The 16,864-nt window shown below is 29.1% G+C and carries 19 protein-coding genes; all 19 read right to left on the bottom strand.

Features of this window, described 5'->3' with window-relative positions; translation table 11 throughout:
• Positions 1-37: 37 nt before the first annotated feature.
• The 19 genes from FBE87_RS07510 to FBE87_RS07600 all read right to left on the bottom strand — a co-directional run bounded on the left by FBE87_RS07510 (position 38) and on the right by FBE87_RS07600 (position 16,830).
• Positions 38-679, bottom strand: a complete 642-nt coding sequence (locus tag FBE87_RS07510) for an HAD family hydrolase (protein WP_002851542.1) — start codon at positions 677-679, stop codon at positions 38-40.
• Complete coding sequence (cadF, locus tag FBE87_RS07515; RefSeq protein WP_002851185.1) at positions 679-1,638, bottom strand: fibronectin-binding outer membrane protein CadF; 960 nt, start codon at positions 1,636-1,638, stop codon at positions 679-681. The genes FBE87_RS07510 and cadF overlap by 1 nt, the downstream gene beginning before the upstream one ends.
• Positions 1,639-1,763: 125 nt before the next feature.
• Positions 1,764-2,153 carry a 30S ribosomal protein S9 gene (rpsI, locus tag FBE87_RS07520; protein WP_002851459.1) on the bottom strand — a complete coding sequence of 130 codons (390 nt, stop codon included), beginning with the start codon at positions 2,151-2,153 and terminating at the stop codon, positions 1,764-1,766.
• A 2-nt stretch (positions 2,154-2,155) separates the two neighbouring features.
• Positions 2,156-2,581 (bottom strand): 50S ribosomal protein L13, encoded by a 426-nt coding sequence (rplM, locus tag FBE87_RS07525; RefSeq protein WP_002779321.1) that lies wholly within the window; start codon positions 2,579-2,581, stop codon positions 2,156-2,158.
• A gap of 83 nt (positions 2,582-2,664) precedes the next feature.
• Positions 2,665-5,430 carry a RecB-like helicase gene (locus FBE87_RS07530; RefSeq protein WP_100621808.1) on the bottom strand — a complete coding sequence of 922 codons (2,766 nt, stop codon included), beginning with the start codon at positions 5,428-5,430 and terminating at the stop codon, positions 2,665-2,667.
• Entirely contained in the window at positions 5,427-7,793 is a 2,367-nt protein-coding gene (locus tag FBE87_RS07535) for a PD-(D/E)XK nuclease family protein (protein WP_002868226.1), read from the bottom strand. The genes FBE87_RS07530 and FBE87_RS07535 overlap by 4 nt, the downstream gene beginning before the upstream one ends.
• The gene (locus FBE87_RS07540) at positions 7,790-8,311 is read right to left on the bottom strand and encodes a FixH family protein (protein ID WP_002851150.1); all 522 of its coding nucleotides are present in this window, start codon (positions 8,309-8,311) and stop codon (positions 7,790-7,792) included. Before FBE87_RS07540 ends, FBE87_RS07535 begins: the two co-directional genes overlap by 4 nt.
• Positions 8,298-8,900 (bottom strand): hypothetical protein, encoded by a 603-nt coding sequence (locus FBE87_RS07545; RefSeq protein WP_002851454.1) that lies wholly within the window; start codon positions 8,898-8,900, stop codon positions 8,298-8,300. The genes FBE87_RS07540 and FBE87_RS07545 overlap by 14 nt, the downstream gene beginning before the upstream one ends.
• On the bottom strand, positions 8,897-8,998 hold the full coding sequence (locus FBE87_RS07550; protein ID WP_002858872.1) for a hypothetical protein: 102 nt from the start codon (positions 8,996-8,998) through the stop codon (positions 8,897-8,899). Before FBE87_RS07550 ends, FBE87_RS07545 begins: the two co-directional genes overlap by 4 nt.
• Entirely contained in the window at positions 8,995-9,216 is a 222-nt protein-coding gene (locus FBE87_RS07555; RefSeq protein WP_002858873.1) for a DUF4006 family protein, read from the bottom strand. Before FBE87_RS07555 ends, FBE87_RS07550 begins: the two co-directional genes overlap by 4 nt.
• Entirely contained in the window at positions 9,213-10,076 is an 864-nt protein-coding gene (locus FBE87_RS07560) for a cbb3-type cytochrome c oxidase N-terminal domain-containing protein (protein WP_002851306.1), read from the bottom strand. Before FBE87_RS07560 ends, FBE87_RS07555 begins: the two co-directional genes overlap by 4 nt.
• The gene (locus FBE87_RS07565; protein WP_002804842.1) at positions 10,076-10,339 is read right to left on the bottom strand and encodes a cytochrome c oxidase, cbb3-type, CcoQ subunit; all 264 of its coding nucleotides are present in this window, start codon (positions 10,337-10,339) and stop codon (positions 10,076-10,078) included. Before FBE87_RS07565 ends, FBE87_RS07560 begins: the two co-directional genes overlap by 1 nt.
• 4 nt (positions 10,340-10,343) lie before the next feature.
• Entirely contained in the window at positions 10,344-11,009 is a 666-nt protein-coding gene (gene ccoO / locus FBE87_RS07570) for a cytochrome-c oxidase, cbb3-type subunit II (protein ID WP_002851187.1), read from the bottom strand.
• Positions 11,010-11,021: 12 nt separating this feature from the next.
• Complete coding sequence (ccoN, locus tag FBE87_RS07575; RefSeq protein WP_002868224.1) at positions 11,022-12,488, bottom strand: cytochrome-c oxidase, cbb3-type subunit I; 1,467 nt, start codon at positions 12,486-12,488, stop codon at positions 11,022-11,024.
• 125 nt (positions 12,489-12,613) lie between these two features.
• Positions 12,614-13,294, bottom strand: a complete 681-nt coding sequence (gene bumR, locus FBE87_RS07580) for a butyrate response regulator transcription factor BumR (RefSeq protein WP_002868223.1) — start codon at positions 13,292-13,294, stop codon at positions 12,614-12,616.
• 2 nt (positions 13,295-13,296) lie between these two features.
• Positions 13,297-14,508 (bottom strand): butyrate sensor histidiine kinase-like phosphatase BumS, encoded by a 1,212-nt coding sequence (bumS, locus tag FBE87_RS07585; RefSeq protein WP_002868222.1) that lies wholly within the window; start codon positions 14,506-14,508, stop codon positions 13,297-13,299.
• Positions 14,505-15,164 carry a sulfite exporter TauE/SafE family protein gene (locus tag FBE87_RS07590; protein ID WP_002851528.1) on the bottom strand — a complete coding sequence of 220 codons (660 nt, stop codon included), beginning with the start codon at positions 15,162-15,164 and terminating at the stop codon, positions 14,505-14,507. Before FBE87_RS07590 ends, bumS begins: the two co-directional genes overlap by 4 nt.
• Entirely contained in the window at positions 15,161-16,279 is a 1,119-nt protein-coding gene (carA, locus tag FBE87_RS07595) for a glutamine-hydrolyzing carbamoyl-phosphate synthase small subunit (RefSeq protein ID WP_002851156.1), read from the bottom strand. Before carA ends, FBE87_RS07590 begins: the two co-directional genes overlap by 4 nt.
• Positions 16,279-16,830, bottom strand: coding sequence for a DUF507 family protein (locus FBE87_RS07600; protein ID WP_002868221.1), 552 nt, complete (start codon positions 16,828-16,830; stop codon positions 16,279-16,281). The genes carA and FBE87_RS07600 overlap by 1 nt, the downstream gene beginning before the upstream one ends.
• Between the last annotated feature and the right edge of the window lie 34 nt (positions 16,831-16,864).

Genomic DNA, 16,864 nt, shown 5'->3' on the forward strand with positions numbered 1-16,864 from the left:
TAAATTCTCTTAAAAGGCGTTTAACGAAAACTTGAAATTAGTTTAATCTAGCTATATAATTAACAGCCTCATATGCATTTAAAAATACCATAGAATGAGCTTTTAATTCATTTTCATTGCCATAGCCACAAGTTAAGGCCAAAGGAGTGATATTAGCAGAAATTGCAGCTTGAATATCTAATATTGTATCGCCTATCATATAGGCATTTTCTTGAGTTTTATTGAGTCCTTTTAAGGCTAAAATTATAGGTTCGGAACTTGGCTTTGGATTTGTGACATCTTCAAGAGTAATTAAAGTTTTAAAGAATTTTTTAACTCCCAAATAATCAAGCAGAATCGGAGTAAATTTACCTCCTTTTGTTGTAACTATACCAAGATCTGCAATTTCGCTTCCAAGTTCTAATGCTTCTTTTGCTTTAGGCAAAAGAGTGGTTTGTTCTAAATAAATTTGTGCATAAATTTCACGATAAGCTAATACAAATTCTTTACTTAAATTTACTTTATCTGGATAAAGCATTCTAAACATTTGCTCTAAAGGATAACCTATGAGATTTTTGATTTCTTCATTATTTTTAGAAGTTAATCCAAGGGCTTTAAAAGCTCCTTGGAAAGAATTTAAAATAGCATCAGTAGAATCAATTAAAGTGCCATCTAAATCAAATAAAATAGTTTTATTCATTATCTTAAAATAAATTTAGCATCCACTCTTCTATTATCCGCTCTACCTTCTTTAGTGTCATTGCTTGAGCGAGGATTATCTTGACCATAACCTACTGTTTTGATGCGACTTTTTTCTACACCATATTTTTCAAGTTCATTAGCAACACTTTTAGCACGTCTTTCAGAAAGCTTTTGATTATAAGCTCTTGAACCGATATTATCTGTATGTCCTTCAAGAATAGTATCATATCTTTCATTTTCATCTAAAACTTTTGCAATTTCTTTGATTTTTTCTTGAAAAGTTGGATTTATAGTAGTTTTATCAAAACCAAAATGACCTTCCAAAGAAATAGTTTTTTCGCAACCATTTTCATCTAACAAAGCACCTTCTCTTGGTTCAACAGGACATTTTGCTTGTGGAGTTGCACGAGTATCAGCAACTTCTTCTACAGCTTTTTCCTTTTTGCCACCAAAACCAAAACTAATACCTAAAGTTGAAACCCAATTATGGTTTGCATGATTGAAATTAATTTGATCTCTAGTTTCAAGTCTTAAAGCCAAAGAATCACTAAGACGGAATTTTACACCCGCGCCATAATGTCCAAATCCACCGCTTTTATTATCATAAGCAGCATTTGAAAAATCCTCATATCCTCCACCTGCTAAACCATAGAAATAAAATTTCTCACCTACATCAATACCTTTAATAGCACTCAAATAAGTTCTTGTAATATCTGTAGTTTTATTTGTATTTGTATATTTAACATCAGAATAATGCTCTAACCCAAATTCTAATTGATCAAGCCAAAAATCGTCAAAATGATAACCAAGTCTAATCCCTGGTGCATAACGATTATCCATATCTAAATTACCTTCAAAGTAATTATAGTTTAAAGTTGGAGTGATTTCAAATTTTACATTGTTATCAGCACCAAATAAAACACTTGCCAAACCTAAACATAAGAATATTTTTTTCATAGAAAAAACCTTTCATTGTGTTATAAAATAAAAAATTTAAATTTTGCAATTATAACATAAATGATAGAAAAAAGGATGAGTTTTATAAAAAATTGTAGAAAGGTGGGAAAATCCCACCAAAAATATTAACGTTTAGAGAATTGTGGGCTTCTTCTTGCTTTGCGGCGTCCATATTTTTTACGCTCAACAGTTCTACTATCTCTAGTAAGAAGTCCTTTAGGTTTTAATAAGGCTCTAAAATCAGCATCCATAGCTGCTAAAGCTCTTGAAATTCCATGTCTTAAAGCTTCAGCTTGAGCACTATAGCCCCCGCCTAAAGTAGTTGCTTTAATATCCATTGAAGTTTCTTGTTTAGTCACAAGTAAAGGTTGAACCACTTTAAGCTTAATCGCCTCGTGTCCACCAAGCCAAGTGTTTAAATCAACACCATTAACACTAATTTTACCACTACCTGGTTTTACCCATACCTTTGCGATAGCAGTTTTTCTCTTACCTGTTGCGTATGTTGTTGCCATGATTATTTTCCTTCTTTAGCAATTTGTGCAGTGTGTGGGTGCTCACTACCCGCATAGATTTTTAATTTTTTAAGCATAGCTCTGCCCAAATTTGTTTTAGGAAGCATACCTCTAACTGCTAATTTATATAATTTTGCAGGATTTTTTTCAAGTAAATCACCAAATTTTTCGCTTTTTACACTTCCAAAATATCCTGAATGTCTATGATAAAGCTTATCTTCTGCTTTATTAGCACCTGTAAATACAGCTTTTGAAGCATTGATGATAATTACATAATCACCACAATCAACATTTGGAGTAAAGCAAGGTTTGTTTTTACCTCTCAAAATTGTTGCTACTTCAGTTAAAAGACGACCAAAGCGTTTGCCTTCTGCGTCTAAAACAATCCATTCTCGTTTTACTTCGTTTGGCTTTGTTATCTTTGTCATAATTTTTACCTTTGCCAAAAATTTAAAATGTGATTGTATAAAAAATAATATTAATTTTTACTTAATTTAAGTAAAAATAAAGTTTATATTTCCAAAATTTGAATTTCATTTTCAAAACAATAAACTATAAAAGCACGCACTTTATCTTTTTGCAAAATTTCACTAATGGCGATCTTATAAGTTCCTACCTGCTCTTTATGTTTATCTTGCATAGCAAGACCTGTTTTATAATCAATTATAAAAGCTTCTTCATCTTTTAAAGCAAGCAAGTCTAATTGTTTAATTTCTCCATTAAAACTCAAAGCTTGTTCTTTTAAAAGCTTTCCATCACCAATCAAATTTTGAAATTGAATATTTTTAAGTAAAATTTCAATTCTTTTAAAAAGCTTTTCAAAATCACTCTCATCTAAAAAATGTCTAAATTTACTCTTGCATCTTTGAGTAAGTATTTGAAAATTTTCACCCTTAGGAAGTTTTAAATTTTGCATAAAAAAGTGAAAAGCATTTCCAAAATATAGTTCTTTACTATCAAGCCTTTCTTCACTTTGAATTTCTTGCAAGGTAATTTTTTCAAATTTTTGCAAAGTTTGAATGCTTTCTTTTTTAACGCTTAAAATTTGTTCTTTGCTTTCTAAAAAACCTCTCTCTTGAGAATGTATATTTAAAAATCCCCCCTTAAAATAACTTGGATAATTTCCATTTACACTTTCTTCATTTCTTTTTATGATGATCAAACTTTCCTTAGCTCTTGTAAAAGCCACATAAAGTTTATTAATATCATCTTCATAATTTGCTCTTGTAATATTTTCTTTAAAAAGAGTATAAATAGGCTCTTTAGTAAGCTCTCGAATTTTATCTTTAATATGGAGTTGCCAACCTTGATTGATATCATATTCAAGCATGATATCTTCATTGTTTGAATTGTTTTTAGATAAACTATCAAGTAAAATCACATGATCAAATTCCAAACCCTTAGATTTATGCACACTCATAATACTAATTCCCATATTTTGTTCGCTTACTATTTTCAAAGCACAAGGCTCAAATAAAAGCTTTAAAAAATTCTCCTTAGTTTTAGCATATTCGATAAATTGTATTAAAGCGATATCATTTAAATCAAGTTTTAATTCTTTTATTAAAAAAAGTACATTTTCCATAGCATTTTTTGAAAAATCAAGGGTAATTTTTCTCGGCTCAAAACCTAAAAGTTCCTTTAAAAATACCAAGTAAAACTCATCACCAAAAATACAATATTTAGCATATTCTAAAACAAGTCTTACACTTGCTTTATTTTCAAGTAAAACATTGCTTTGAGTAAATGCAGGAATATTTTGCTCTCTTAAAAAATCCAAAACCATATCTGCATCACTATTTTTCCAACACAAAATACAAATATCATCATAAGAAATATTTTTAGATCTTAAAAAATTAATTTGCTCAAATAAAGTTTCTAAAGTCTTTTCCTTAATTTCTTGGGCTTGGTTTTTAACCTTTTGTTCCTTAGACTCCACAATACGCACAAAACCGCCTTTTTTACTTTCTAAGGCAAATTGTTCTTTATAATCTTTGATTTTTTCTTTAAAAGTTTCATTAACAAAATCAACCAAAAGCTCTTTAGAACGATAATTAGTATTTAAATTATCACTTTTAATTTGACTAAATTCTTGTTTTAACAAATCAAATAATTCTTTTTTTCCTTTACGAAAGCGATAAATACTTTGTTTTTTATCTCCTACATAAAAAAAAGTGCGATTTTTCTTAACCCCTTCTCCTGAAACAAGCTCAGCGATCAAAGGGCGTAAAATTTGATATTGGATCACGCTTGTATCTTGAAATTCATCAATAAGCAAATGCGAAATAAAACCATCTAAACGAAAATAAATCATATCCTTAAATTCACTGGTTATTAACTCATAAACTTTTTTACTCACATCTTGGAAATTTAAGGTATTTTTATCTTTATGAAATATATTTTTAGCTTCACTATAATGATTTAAAAGATTCATTAAATTAGCAATTTTATAATTTTCAAGCTCTATGGCATAGGTATTTAAAGCATTTATAAGCTCCATTCTTTTTGCACTAAAATGCAGGTTAGTACTTTCTAAATCTTGTAAATATTTTGTACTTTCAAATTTTGTCATAAAACTTGATTGCATAAACACGGATAAATCTAAAACTTCACTTTTGAAATTGTCACACAAATTTTTATAATTTTTTACATGAGTAAGACCCAAACAATAACTTCTTAACTCACTATAAGCTTTATTGATATAAGCTTTAGTTGGATTTAGAATTTTAGGACGATTTTGAAAATAAGCATTCTCATAAAATTTTTCAAGCTCGTTAAAAAAATTTTCTTTCTCATCAACTAAATTAATATAATAAGCCAAATCTTTTAATTCATCTTTTTTAAGAAGTTTTAAAAAAATCTCTCTTACATCAAGCCTCTCTTCACTCATTGTAAAATCACTACTTAAGCCCAAATTTAAAGCAAAAACACGCAAAATTTTTCCGAAAAAAGCATCAAAAGTACTGATTTTTAACTCTGTTCTTAAAAATTCTTCTTTTTTAGCATCTCTTAAAGAAATAAGCTCTTCTTTATCTTTACCTAAAAGCTTGCAAAGTTCATTGCATTCACTGGTTTTATTTTCTTTTTCTAAGTTTAAAAAAGTCTCAATAATTCTTTTTTGCATTTCATTAGCAGCTTTTTTGGTAAAAGTCAAAGCTAAAATTTCATTAATCCTAGCTCCTTTTAAAATAAGTGCTACAAAACGCACACTCAGGGCAAAGGTTTTTCCGCTTCCTGCACTCGCTTCTAATGCTAAAAAAGGCTCAAATTGACTCATTTTAATTCCTTTTTATAAATGAGTTTATAAGGACAATACTCATCTTGTTCATTTTCAAACTCTATTTCTTCCTTACTCATAAGAACTAAATCTTTAAGTCTTTCTCTTAGCTCATCTAAACTTTTGGCTTTTTGATGCAATATTTGCATACTATTTAAATCATAAAAACCCACGCTTGCATTTTCATCATATAAAGCTTGGTAAAAAGCAAGTTGATAAGAATTACTTGGCACTTTTCCACTTTTATAATCAATAATCAAATTACCTTCTTTTGAACTATCGATACGATCTATAGTACCCTTAAGTTTTATACTATCTGTTCCGAGCTTTAAAATATTGTTTAACTCAAGCTCTGTATGTGCGACATAAAAGCCTTTTGAAAAATGCTCTTTTTCATTTTTAGCAAATTGTATAAATTTTAATTTAAATACTTCAAGATCAAGTTCACTAATATTGTATTTTTGATATTCTTTATCCAATAAATTTGCAAAAACGTTTATATCAAAATCATTATTTGCATAATTTTTATAATAAATTTCAAGCATTTTATGGATAAAATTTCCTTGATTTTTCGCTTTGCTTTCCTCGCTTAAAACCCTAGGTTCTGCTAAATTTAAAATATAACGATAATAATAAGTTCTTTTTTGATTTTCCAATAAATTAAAACGACTAAAAGAAAGCGGAAACTCGAAAGGATTATGCTTTAAAATAGGAGCTTTTATAGGAGTTAGATTAGGTTTTATGCCTTCATAGTCTAATTTTAAAGCATTAAGATAAGCTTTTTGGTGGATATGAGTTTCATAAAAAAAGTCAAAATCAAGTTCATCTAAAAAACGTGATTTGCTTTTTTCTTCATTTTCCACAAAGCAAATACTTACTTCTAAAGCATTCTTCATCAAGCTTTCATAATAAAATCTTTGTAAATTTTCTCTTCTATCATAGCTAATCAATCCTGCTTTTTTACGCACTTCATTGTTTAAAAAAAGCTCATTAACACTTCTTTTAGGAATAAATTCTTCATTAAAATCAACCAAAATCACTCCATCAAAACAAAGCCCACGACTTTCTAAAAGTCCCATTACCGTAACCTTACCTCCACCTACATCACTAAGGGAAAGTTGTGAAATTTGCATGAAAAAAAGATGGATCAACTCTTTAAGAGTTAAAGACTGATTTTTCAATAAATCTTTAATAAAATAAAGTTCTTTTCGTATCAAATAAATAAGCTCTTGCTTTTCATTTTCTAAAAACAAAGCAAGTAATTTTTCAAAATATTCAAAATCACATTTCTCATCAAAATACTTTTTAAACTCTATAAAATCAAGTTTTAAAGAATGTAAAAGCGTATTGTGATAATCAAACATCATCCGCGTGTCTTCAAAATAATCCTCTTGATTTTTATAGACAAAAGAAGCACTACTAGCACTTTCATAAAGTGCTTGAAATTTTTGATAAAACAAACTCTCTTTAATACTAATTCCACTTGCAAAGTTAAGCATATTGTCTTTATCAAAAAGTCTTAAAAACTCACAAAAACTTTCATCTGGAGTTATAACTGCAATATTTTCAGGCTTTAAACCTTTGCGTACAAAATGTGAAATTTCATCCATAACAAAAGCACATTGCAAAGCCCTTAATTCAAAAGATTTGAGTTTCATTTTTGAATTTTTTGTTTTAAAAATTTCTTCTTTTAAGATCTCTTGTTTTGAAAGATTGATTTCATAATGAGTGTTTATTTTTAAATCAAATATTTTTAAAAAATCAAGTTTTAAAAGATATTCAAGATTAAATTTACTCGTTTTAAAACTTAAAACCACTTCTTTAATCTGAGAAATTTCACTTAATAAATTTTCTTCAAATTTACTTAAAAAACCTTGCAAATCATAAACTATAGCTTCATACTCATCTAAAAAATCTTTATTAAGAGTGTAATTTTTAGGTAAAGAAAGATCATCATAAAAAGAATTCTTTTCAAGCAAAGCAAGATAATTCTTATATACCTCATCTAAAATTTCCAAATGTTCATTATAGGTGGCATAATAATCATTGTTTTTAAGATCTTCTATGCTTTTTTTTTCCAAACTCAGTTCTTTAAAAAAAGAAAAAAGATATTCGTTATTTTTCAAAAAAGCAAAAAATTCTACCGAAATTCCTAGTTTTTTTTCTAAATCCTTACTTTTTAGACAAGCTTCTTGCATTAAAAGCAAACTTTCATAAGAACTTGCTTTATGAAAATTGCTCAAACAAACTTTATCTAAAAATTCACCTATATGAATAGCACTATCTAATAAAGCATTTTGCTGTTTTTTTTGATTATAATATTCTCTAATTTGCCTTGAAGAGCTAAAAATTCTTAATTTCATTGAGCATTTAATTCGTAGCTAAAAAAACCCACTGTTTCTTGATTTGCATAAAACTTTAGCTTAAGCTCCCATCTACCTTTATCTAATTTAGGTAAAGCGATACTTAAAATTCCATTTTTAACTTGTCCTTCTAACTTTTGATCAAAATTTTTAGTGAATGGTCTTGTAAGAAGAACTTGAACTTTTAAATCATTAGAATTTATATTTTGTAATGCAGAAATTTTAAAATTTGCAACATAGGAATTTTGATCCACTTCATAACTAGGAATTTTTCTTTTACCTATAAAAGTGATTTTATCATTTTGAAAATTTACTTTAAAAAATTTATCAAAATTTACTTGTTGTTTTTGTATTTGATTGTAATTATTTTCAACATTTTGATAAGAGTCAAAATAAAAATCATCCTCATACACAGGATGGTGACTTGCTATAAAAATCGTTACAATACAAGCAATAATTATAGCCAAAAGTGAAAGCAAAATACCATAAGGCCAAAAACTTTTTTTAGTTTCTAACATTTTTTTTCCTCTTTATTCTTCTTTGTGCATAGTATAACAATGCAAAGCAAATAAATCCATAGATAAGTATTCTTAAAATATTGATAGTATCACGATTTGCATTACCTATAGAATGTTCTAATTGTAATCCCAAGGATTTTGCCACACGATCTACAATATCTGCATAACCATTAAGTATAGCAGCATTATAAATATCACCTTTATTTGTAGCTAATATCGGCAAAATAGATCCTGTTCCAGGATAAGGACTAAGCACAGCTTCTTTATCAATCAAAGCTAAAGCACCTTTTGAGCCCACTATATCAACTTTGTGAGAATTTTTTGACAAAAGAAGCAATATATAAGATTGAGGAAGTTCTTTTTGTTTATTTAATAAAGTTTCAATTTCAGTTTTATCACCAACCATAACGCCGATAAAAATATTACTTTTTTGGTAAAGCTCTTTTCCTATAAGATTAATCTCGTTACTTACTTTTTGACTTAAAATATTTTCATTAAAAAGTACAGCATCAAGAGCAAAAACCCTAGAAGGCAATAAAACAAAGAAGAAGATAGCTAAAAAAAAGCCATCTTGTAATATTTTTTTCATCCTATATGAAGATGATTTACGGTCAAAACCGACCAAGCGGTGATTGCAGCAGCAACAACTAAACCAATAACAATTAAATATTCCAAAGCCTTACTCATTGTGCTTCCTTTATACTTCTATGATCTTGTTCTTTTGAACCAAACATCTTTACACTTTGTACATCTTTAAGACTATATGGCTTTTGCATCACTTCTTGCTGAGCTTTAAGACCCCAAATAGTTAAAACTGCTAAGATAGCAAGCAACAAAACCGTAGCAATTAACATACCTGTAACACCTGAAAGAGAAAACACGCATCTATTATTATTTTCCATCATTCACCCCTTGAAAGAGAAATTACATACTCGCCAACAGCTTCTTTTTGAATATCATTAAGTGTTGGAAAACTCGGCATTGTTCCTATAAAACCAGCCTTACCACTATGTAAAACATCTACTACAAAAGCTGCAGAACCGTATTTTGTAAGATCTGGGAACATTCCATCTTGACCTTTTCCATCTTCTCCATGGCATGCTGCACAAGTTGCATAAGCTTCTTTACCTTTTGCTACTAAATTTTCATTTGCAGTTTTCTTAATAGCTGAAAGATCTTTTGCTACATAAGCAGCAATAGCAGGGATATCTTCTTCTGCTACACCTAAATCAGCAGCACCAAGCATTTCTCCACCTGGAAAATTCATACCTTTTGAACCATGTTTAATTACATTGATTATACCTTCTTCACTACCCCAAATATTTAAATTTTGAGCTTTACCATTGATACCATCTCCTGTAATTCCATGACAAGCCGAACACTGAACTAAAAAGATATTTTGACCCATTGCTATTTTATCTTCAGGAGATAAATTTTTAAATTTTTCTTCAAATTTTGTATTATGAGTTGCTACTTCTTCATTATATTGACCTATACTTGAAAAAGAATTTAAAGGATATCCCCATAGAAAATACCAAATAGCCCAAACAATAGTCAGGAAAAATACCACAGCCCAACCAGTAGGAACAGCATTTTTATACTCTCCTATTCCATCCCAACTATGTTCACTAAGCTCTGACTCGCCTTTCTTTTCTTTCATTTGCTTAAACATTCTACCCACAATAACCAGTGTGATTAAAATGATAAGAATAGCTCCAATTAAAGATAAGAGATTAACATTATCTTCTAAATTTAACCATTGCATTAAGCACTCCTTTTACTTTCTAATACACTATCATCAATATCATCTTTTAAGGCAAGGTTTGCATAATTTTCATAATTTCTCTCGCCTTTTTTTTCTGTTCTATATAAATGATACAAATACGCATATAATACTATTGACAAAAACATCACGAGTGCAAAAAAACCATAACCTTGGAAAATCTCCCACTCATGTTTTTGAACTGTTGCTAAATCAAATGTGATTAAATTTTTAATCACATCAAAAACTATTGATAAATGTTCCATCATCTTACTTTAAACTATTTAAATAAGCGATCAAAGCAACTATTTCTTTGATTTCACCTTTAGCAAAAGCATCTTTTACTTCTTGATTTTTCATTTGATCAACTATAGCCTGAGCTTCAGCTTTTACTTCAGCTTGTGCATCCTCCCAAGAACCAAGTTTTGTTCCATTTTCTGCATCATAAGGAACATTGAAAACTTTTTTCACAGTTAAAGCCTCAGCATAAGCAGTTTCAATATCTGCATTATTTTTAAACATATGCTTATATGAAGGCATAATAGAATCTGGAACAACAGAAGTAGGATCCCACATATGATTTTCATGCCAATCAGCCGTTCTATAATTTCCTACACGAGCAAGATCAGGTCCTGTTCTTTTTGAACCCCAAAGAAAAGGTCTATCATAAGCAAATTCACCACTTACAGAATACATACCATAACGGTCTGTTTCTGATTTAAATGGACGAATAAGCTGTGAATGACAAGCATTACAACTATCTTTAATATATACTGCACGCCCTGCAAGTTGTAAAACCGTATAAGGTTTTTTACCTTCAATTGGTCTTGCATTTTCTGCAAAATTTGGTAAAACTTCAACTATGCCTGCATAAGCAATCACTACAAAAACAGCTACAGCAAAAAAGAATGGATTTTTTTCTAACCAACTAAACATATTTTCTCCTTTTTATGCTGCCATAGGCGAAGCGCTTTTTGGTTCTTTATCAAGCACTCTTCCACAAGCAATTGTTTTGTAAATATTATAAGTAAACATAAAGAAACCGATAAGATACAACAATCCACCAATCGCTCTAATCCAATAATAAGGAACAATAGCCACAACGGTATCAATAAAGCTATAAAGCAAGTTACCATACTCATCTGTCGCTCTCCACATCATACCTTGAGTAATACCTGCAATCCACATTGAAGCAAAATAAAGAACTATACCTGTAGTTTGGATCCAAAATTGAGCTTCCATTAAAGATTTGCTATAAAGCTCTCTTTTGAAAACTCTAGGAGTCATATGATAAAGCGCAGCCATAGTCATAAATCCTACCCAACCTAATGTTCCATCATGAACATGTCCTGGAATCCAATCTGTAAAGTGTGCTAAAGCATTAACAGATTTAATTGAAAGAATTGGCCCTTCAAGCGTTGAGAACATATAGAAAGTTGATGCCAAAATCATAAATTTAATCAACGGACTCTCGCGAAGCTGGCTCCACTCACCTTTCATAGTAAGCAAGATATTAATCGCTGAACCCCAAGAAGGTAAAATCAATACTACAGAGAAAACCGAACCCATAGTTTGCATCCAATCGGGTACAGTTGAATAAATCAAATGGTGACCACCTGCCCAAAGATAAACAAACATTAAGCCCCAAAATGCAAATAAAGAGAGTTTATAAGAGAAAATCGGCTGACCACTTTCTTTTGGCAAGAAGTAATAAATTTGAGCAATAATACCCACAGTAAATACAAATGCCACAGCATTATGTCCATACCACCATTGTACTAAAGCATCATTTGTTCCTGCATACATTGATACACTATGCCACCATTTACCTATTCCAGTAACAAAATAAGTTGGTACTTCCATGTTGTTAAAAAGATAAAGCATAGCTATACCTAAAAATGTAGCTATATAATACCATAGAGAAATATAAAGGGTTTTTTCACGGCGAATTCCAATAAGTCCAAAAATACTTACACCCCATAAAACCCAAACAAGAACAACAAGAATATCTAAAGGCCACTCAAGCTCTGCATATTCTTTAGATGTAGTCACACCCATAAACAAAGATATAACAGCTAAAACCATAGTAAGCATATAAAGCCAAAAATGAAGCTTACCAACAGCCATTAAAAATCTTGACTCAGCCATACTCACTTTAAGAACACGCTGACCTATATAATACCAAGTTGCCCAAATCCCTGAAAGCATAAAACCAAAAATCACACCTGAAGTATGAAGTGGTCTAAGTCTTGAAAAAGTGGCATATTCTCCTGCTAAATAATTTAAATTAGGATATGCCATTTGAAAAGCTATAAGAGTTCCTATAGCCATACCAACAATGCCAAACAATATGGTCGCAAACATAAAATATCTTGCAACCGTATAGTCGTAATTTAATACATTACCTGGATGCATCGACTTTCTCCTTAAAATTTTTGATAACAAGAGAATATTATAGAATATTAATTATACATTTTTTCTTAAAAATGATAATTTTGTTAATCATTTGTTATGTTTTATATTTTAAGGCTAAATCAGTCTTATTTATTGATATTTATCTTATAACCTAAACTTGGCACATTTTTTATAAAATCTTCACCCACTTTATCTCTTACTCTTTTTATAAAAGTTCTAACAGCAGTATCACTCACATGTTCACCTATCCAAACATTTTTCTTAATATCTTCATGCAAAACCAAAGCCCCAGGTTGCTTTAAAAGCAAAGAAATAAAAGCTAATTCTTTTTTAGTTAAAACAATTTCTCCACCATTGTAAATCAAAGTTCGTTTAGTTTTGTTAAATTGATATTCTTCGGAAATTTTTACAAGCATATTTGCTTCAATTTTTTCACCTATCAGATAATCTAAAACTTTAAACAACTCTTCTATATCAACAGGTTTAATCAAATATTTATCTATACCAATATCAATAGAACGCAAAAGTCTCTCTTTCTCTGAATACGCACTAAGAACAACAATTGGGACATCATCTGAAATTTCTTTAATCTCTCTTGCCATATCCAGTCCATCCATAATAGGCATAGCAATATCTGTGATAACTAAATCTGGCTTAAATTTTTTAAATTTTTTAAGCCCCTCATCTCCATTTTGAGCTCCGATTACTTTACTAAAGCGTTCGCTTAATATATTAATCATTGATTCTCTAGCCTTAACCTCATCTTCAACTACTAATATTATCAATTCTTTACATTCTTGTGACATTTCTACTCTACCCTCTCTTTTAGTTTTAAAAATATCTCAAAACAAGCCCCGTCTTTTCCATTTTTAACTTTTATTTTTCCTTGGAAACTTTCGATAATTTGTCTACTTATATAAAGTCCTACTCCTATACCTTGACTAGGATGTTTTGTTGTAAAATAAGGTTGAAAAATTTTATCTAAATTTTCTTTATCAATCCCACCAGCATTATCTTTTATTGTAATTTTCAGATAATTTTTTCCAAATTTTGAAAAATTTATTGTTATGATTTTTCTTTTTTTGTTTTTAAATGCTTCTATTGAATTTAAAATCAAATTAAGAAAAACTCTTATTAAACCATTCTCATATGCCAAAACTTCATAATCACTTTTCGAAACAATATTAATATTTACATGATTTTTTTCTATAGTTTCAAAAGCAATTTCCAAGGCTTTATTTAAAGTCTCTTTTATAAATACACACTGCTCTACTCCTTTGTTAAACAAAGTTCTAAACACATCAATTGTTTCTGACATATTTTTAATCATATCTTTTGATTGTGAGTAAATTTCAGCAAATCCTTTTTCATCTTTAAGATTTTGCTTCATTTGAAACATGGCAATACCGAGCTCATTTAACGGTTGTCTCCATTGATGTGCTATATCGCTAATCATTTGTTCTAATGAAGATTTCAAAATCTCTTCATATGCTATTTTAATATCTTTTTCATTTTTTTCCAAGGCAATTTGCATTTTTTTCTCAAATTTTTTACCTAACTGTATAAATTCTTGTTGGTGATTTTTAACTGTATTTTCAAGATTAATACTTAATTCTCTTAATTTAGCGTGATTTAGAGCAAGCTCTTCATTAAGCTTAAAAGAATTACTAACATTATGAGAGAATGCTACTATTTCTATTAATTCATTATTTTTATCCAATATGGGGATTAATAAAGTTTCAAGATAGAAAGTTTTGCCTAATTTATCAATATTTTTAAAAATAACTTGATAAGGTTTTTTATATGAAAGTTTTTTTAAAAGTTCTTCAATATAACATTCCTCAACATCTGGATGTTTAAATATTGAATGTTTTTTTCCTATAAGCTCTTTTTTACTATATCCACTTATTTGACAAAGTTTATCACTGACAAAAATTAAATTTCCTTGAACATCAGCTCTTGAAAAAATTGTATTTTTTTCAAGAGCTTTAAAAAACTGATCTTTAAAAAAATCTTTCATTGAAAAGCCTTAAAACCTATATAGGCAAGATTTATACCGTAACAAACAATAACGCCATACGATAAATAATTAAATAAATTTTTCAAAAAATCACTAAAAAACTGTGAAATTTTAGAAAAAAATAACATCGCAGGTAAAGTTGATATTCCAAAAATCATCATTACCAAAATACCTTCAAAAATATTTTGCTTACTCATTGCATTGGCTATAAAAAAATACACCAATCCACAAGGAACAAAACCATTTGAAAATCCTAAAAATATGGCTGATTTTAATCCTTTAAAATTTTTAGATTTTTTAATAATTTTCTTTACAAAACTATCAAAAAAAACATTATTTTCAATAAAAGATAACATATTGCCTCTAAAAATAAGAGCGAAACCCAAAATCATCATAAATATACCAAGAATAAAAAATGACAAACTTTGAACCTTAGCATTGATTGCCAAGATATTCCCAAAAGTCCCAAAAATTATCCCTAAAACAATATAAGCAAAAATTCTAAACAAATTATAAATAAAAGTTAATAAAAATAAATTATTGCTTTTTGAATTCAAATTTATAAAAAGTAAATTAAAACCACCACACATAGAATAGCAGTGTCCAAAACTAGATAAAAAAGCAACGCTGATAATAGCTAAAAAATCTATACTCACATCAAATTCATAAATTCTTTAAAAATATACTTACTTTCATGAGGACCTGAAGAACTTTCTGGATGATGTTGCACTGAAATAATAGGATAGTCTTTATATCTTACTCCTTCAACATTATCGCCAAATAAATTTCTATGAGTGATATGAGCCACTTGAGCTAATTCTTCTGGAACATTATAATTATGATTTTGTGCGGTAATTTCTACCGTTTTTGTATCAAGATTGATCACAGGATGATTTGCTCCATGTTGTCCAAATTTCATTTTATAAGTTTCATATCCAAAAGCATTACTTAAAAGCTGGTGACCTAAGCAAATTCCAAGCATAGGAATTTTAGCTTCTGCAAGTTTTTTAATCTCTGCAATCTCTTGTTTTAAAATCCTTGGCTCACCTGGACCATTAGAAAGAAACACGCCTTGAATTTCACCTTTTTTATACAGAGTAATCAACTCATCTGCTTTAACATTATATGGATAAACTTCTACTTCAAAACCTACTTCTACAAGTTCATTTAAGATATTTGTTTTAACACCATAATCTATAACAGCAACTTTTTTCTCACTTCTTTTAGCATCATTAAATTTTTGAAAACTAGCGTTCCAAACGCCTTGTTTATGAGAATAATTTTTCTTAGTGCTAACTTCTTTTACAAAATTTACTTCATCAATTTTTGCTGATTTTTCTAAGGCGATTTTTAAATCTTCTTTATTTGAAATTTCAGTTGAAATTACAGCTCTTAAATTGCCATTATTTCTTATCATTTTTACTAGATATCTCGTATCAAGTTCATAAATTCCTATTTTTCCATGTTTTTCAAGATAATCTTGCAGACTTTCTTTAGCGCGAAAATTTGAAAAACTGGAACTTAATTCACGCATTAAAACACCACTTGCAAAAATTTCCTTACTTTCATTATCATTTTCATTGGTTCCCACTATACCAATTTCTGGCATGGAAAATACGATAAATTGCCCTGCATAAGAAGGATCTGAAATAATTTCTTGATACCCTGTTAAAGAAGTGTTAAATACAAGCTCTCCAAAAAAAGTACCGCTCTTTCCAAAAGCCTTGGCACTTAAAAAAATATCATTTTCTAAATAAATATAAGCCTTCATTAAAACATACCTTTTTTTCTAAGCTCTTCTTGATAGAGTTTTTCAAAGATAAGATCGTATTCTTCGCTACCTGGAATAGGTTTTGTTTTATAATTGCTAATTTTCTCATAAACCTCATCTTCAAGTTTTTCATAAATTTTAAGATAAGACTCTATGCTTGAAAAGATTAAATTCTTAACTCTATTTTCACTCACTATAAAATTAATATAATCATTCTCTACAAGTTCTTCTAAAATTTGATGCGCTAGATGATTATGTCTATCTTCAGAATCTAAAATCACATTAAATTCAGGAGCTAACTTTTTCTTCACAAGCCAAAACATATTTTTACGATCTACTTGCATAAGCTCCATTTCATCTTCTTGTTGCTCCAAAAGCTCTTTTACTCTTTCATCTAATTTTCTTTCATTTAGAATATCTTTCTCTAAAACTTCTATTATACATACCTTAAGCTTTTCTAATTGATCTTTAATTTCTACAAAAGAAGAATTAGCTATATCTAACATCATTTTATTTGCGATATAAGGAGTATGTGGTAATTTTATACGCATCTTAAAAACCTTTTATTTGATAATGTTTGAAATA

The organism is Campylobacter sp. CFSAN093246, from assembly GCF_012889415.1.
GTDB classification, from domain to species: Bacteria; Campylobacterota; Campylobacteria; order Campylobacterales; family Campylobacteraceae; genus Campylobacter_D; species Campylobacter_D jejuni.

What these genes read in the sequence shown, in the direction of transcription:
- FBE87_RS07565 (WP_002804842.1), bottom strand. Translation starts at nt 10,339, where the DNA reads ATGGAACATTTATCAATAGTTTTTGATGTGATTAAAAATTTAATCACA.
- FBE87_RS07555 (WP_002858873.1), bottom strand. Translation starts at nt 9,216, where the DNA reads ATGATGGAAAATAATAATAGATGCGTGTTTTCTCTTTCAGGTGTTACA.
- FBE87_RS07550 (WP_002858872.1), bottom strand. Translation starts at nt 8,998, where the DNA reads ATGAGTAAGGCTTTGGAATATTTAATTGTTATTGGTTTAGTTGTTGCT.
- ccoN (WP_002868224.1), bottom strand. Translation starts at nt 12,488, where the DNA reads ATGCATCCAGGTAATGTATTAAATTACGACTATACGGTTGCAAGATAT.
- FBE87_RS07545 (WP_002851454.1), bottom strand. Translation starts at nt 8,900, where the DNA reads ATGAAAAAAATATTACAAGATGGCTTTTTTTTAGCTATCTTCTTCTTT.
- bumR (WP_002868223.1), bottom strand. Translation starts at nt 13,294, where the DNA reads ATGTCACAAGAATGTAAAGAATTGATAATATTAGTAGTTGAAGATGAG.
- bumS (WP_002868222.1), bottom strand. Translation starts at nt 14,508, where the DNA reads ATGAAAGATTTTTTTAAAGATCAGTTTTTTAAAGCTCTTGAAAAAAAT.
- rplM (WP_002779321.1), bottom strand. Translation starts at nt 2,581, where the DNA reads ATGACAAAGATAACAAAGCCAAACGAAGTAAAACGAGAATGGATTGTT.
- ccoO (WP_002851187.1), bottom strand. Translation starts at nt 11,009, where the DNA reads ATGTTTAGTTGGTTAGAAAAAAATCCATTCTTTTTTGCTGTAGCTGTT.
- cadF (WP_002851185.1), bottom strand. Translation starts at nt 1,638, where the DNA reads ATGAAAAAAATATTCTTATGTTTAGGTTTGGCAAGTGTTTTATTTGGT.
- FBE87_RS07540 (WP_002851150.1), bottom strand. Translation starts at nt 8,311, where the DNA reads ATGTTAGAAACTAAAAAAAGTTTTTGGCCTTATGGTATTTTGCTTTCA.
- FBE87_RS07535 (WP_002868226.1), bottom strand. Translation starts at nt 7,793, where the DNA reads ATGAAATTAAGAATTTTTAGCTCTTCAAGGCAAATTAGAGAATATTAT.
- FBE87_RS07530 (WP_100621808.1), bottom strand. Translation starts at nt 5,430, where the DNA reads ATGAGTCAATTTGAGCCTTTTTTAGCATTAGAAGCGAGTGCAGGAAGC.
- rpsI (WP_002851459.1), bottom strand. Translation starts at nt 2,153, where the DNA reads ATGGCAACAACATACGCAACAGGTAAGAGAAAAACTGCTATCGCAAAG.
- carA (WP_002851156.1), bottom strand. Translation starts at nt 16,279, where the DNA reads ATGAAGGCTTATATTTATTTAGAAAATGATATTTTTTTAAGTGCCAAG.
- FBE87_RS07560 (WP_002851306.1), bottom strand. Translation starts at nt 10,076, where the DNA reads ATGCAATGGTTAAATTTAGAAGATAATGTTAATCTCTTATCTTTAATT.
- FBE87_RS07510 (WP_002851542.1), bottom strand. Translation starts at nt 679, where the DNA reads ATGAATAAAACTATTTTATTTGATTTAGATGGCACTTTAATTGATTCT.
- FBE87_RS07600 (WP_002868221.1), bottom strand. Translation starts at nt 16,830, where the DNA reads ATGCGTATAAAATTACCACATACTCCTTATATCGCAAATAAAATGATG.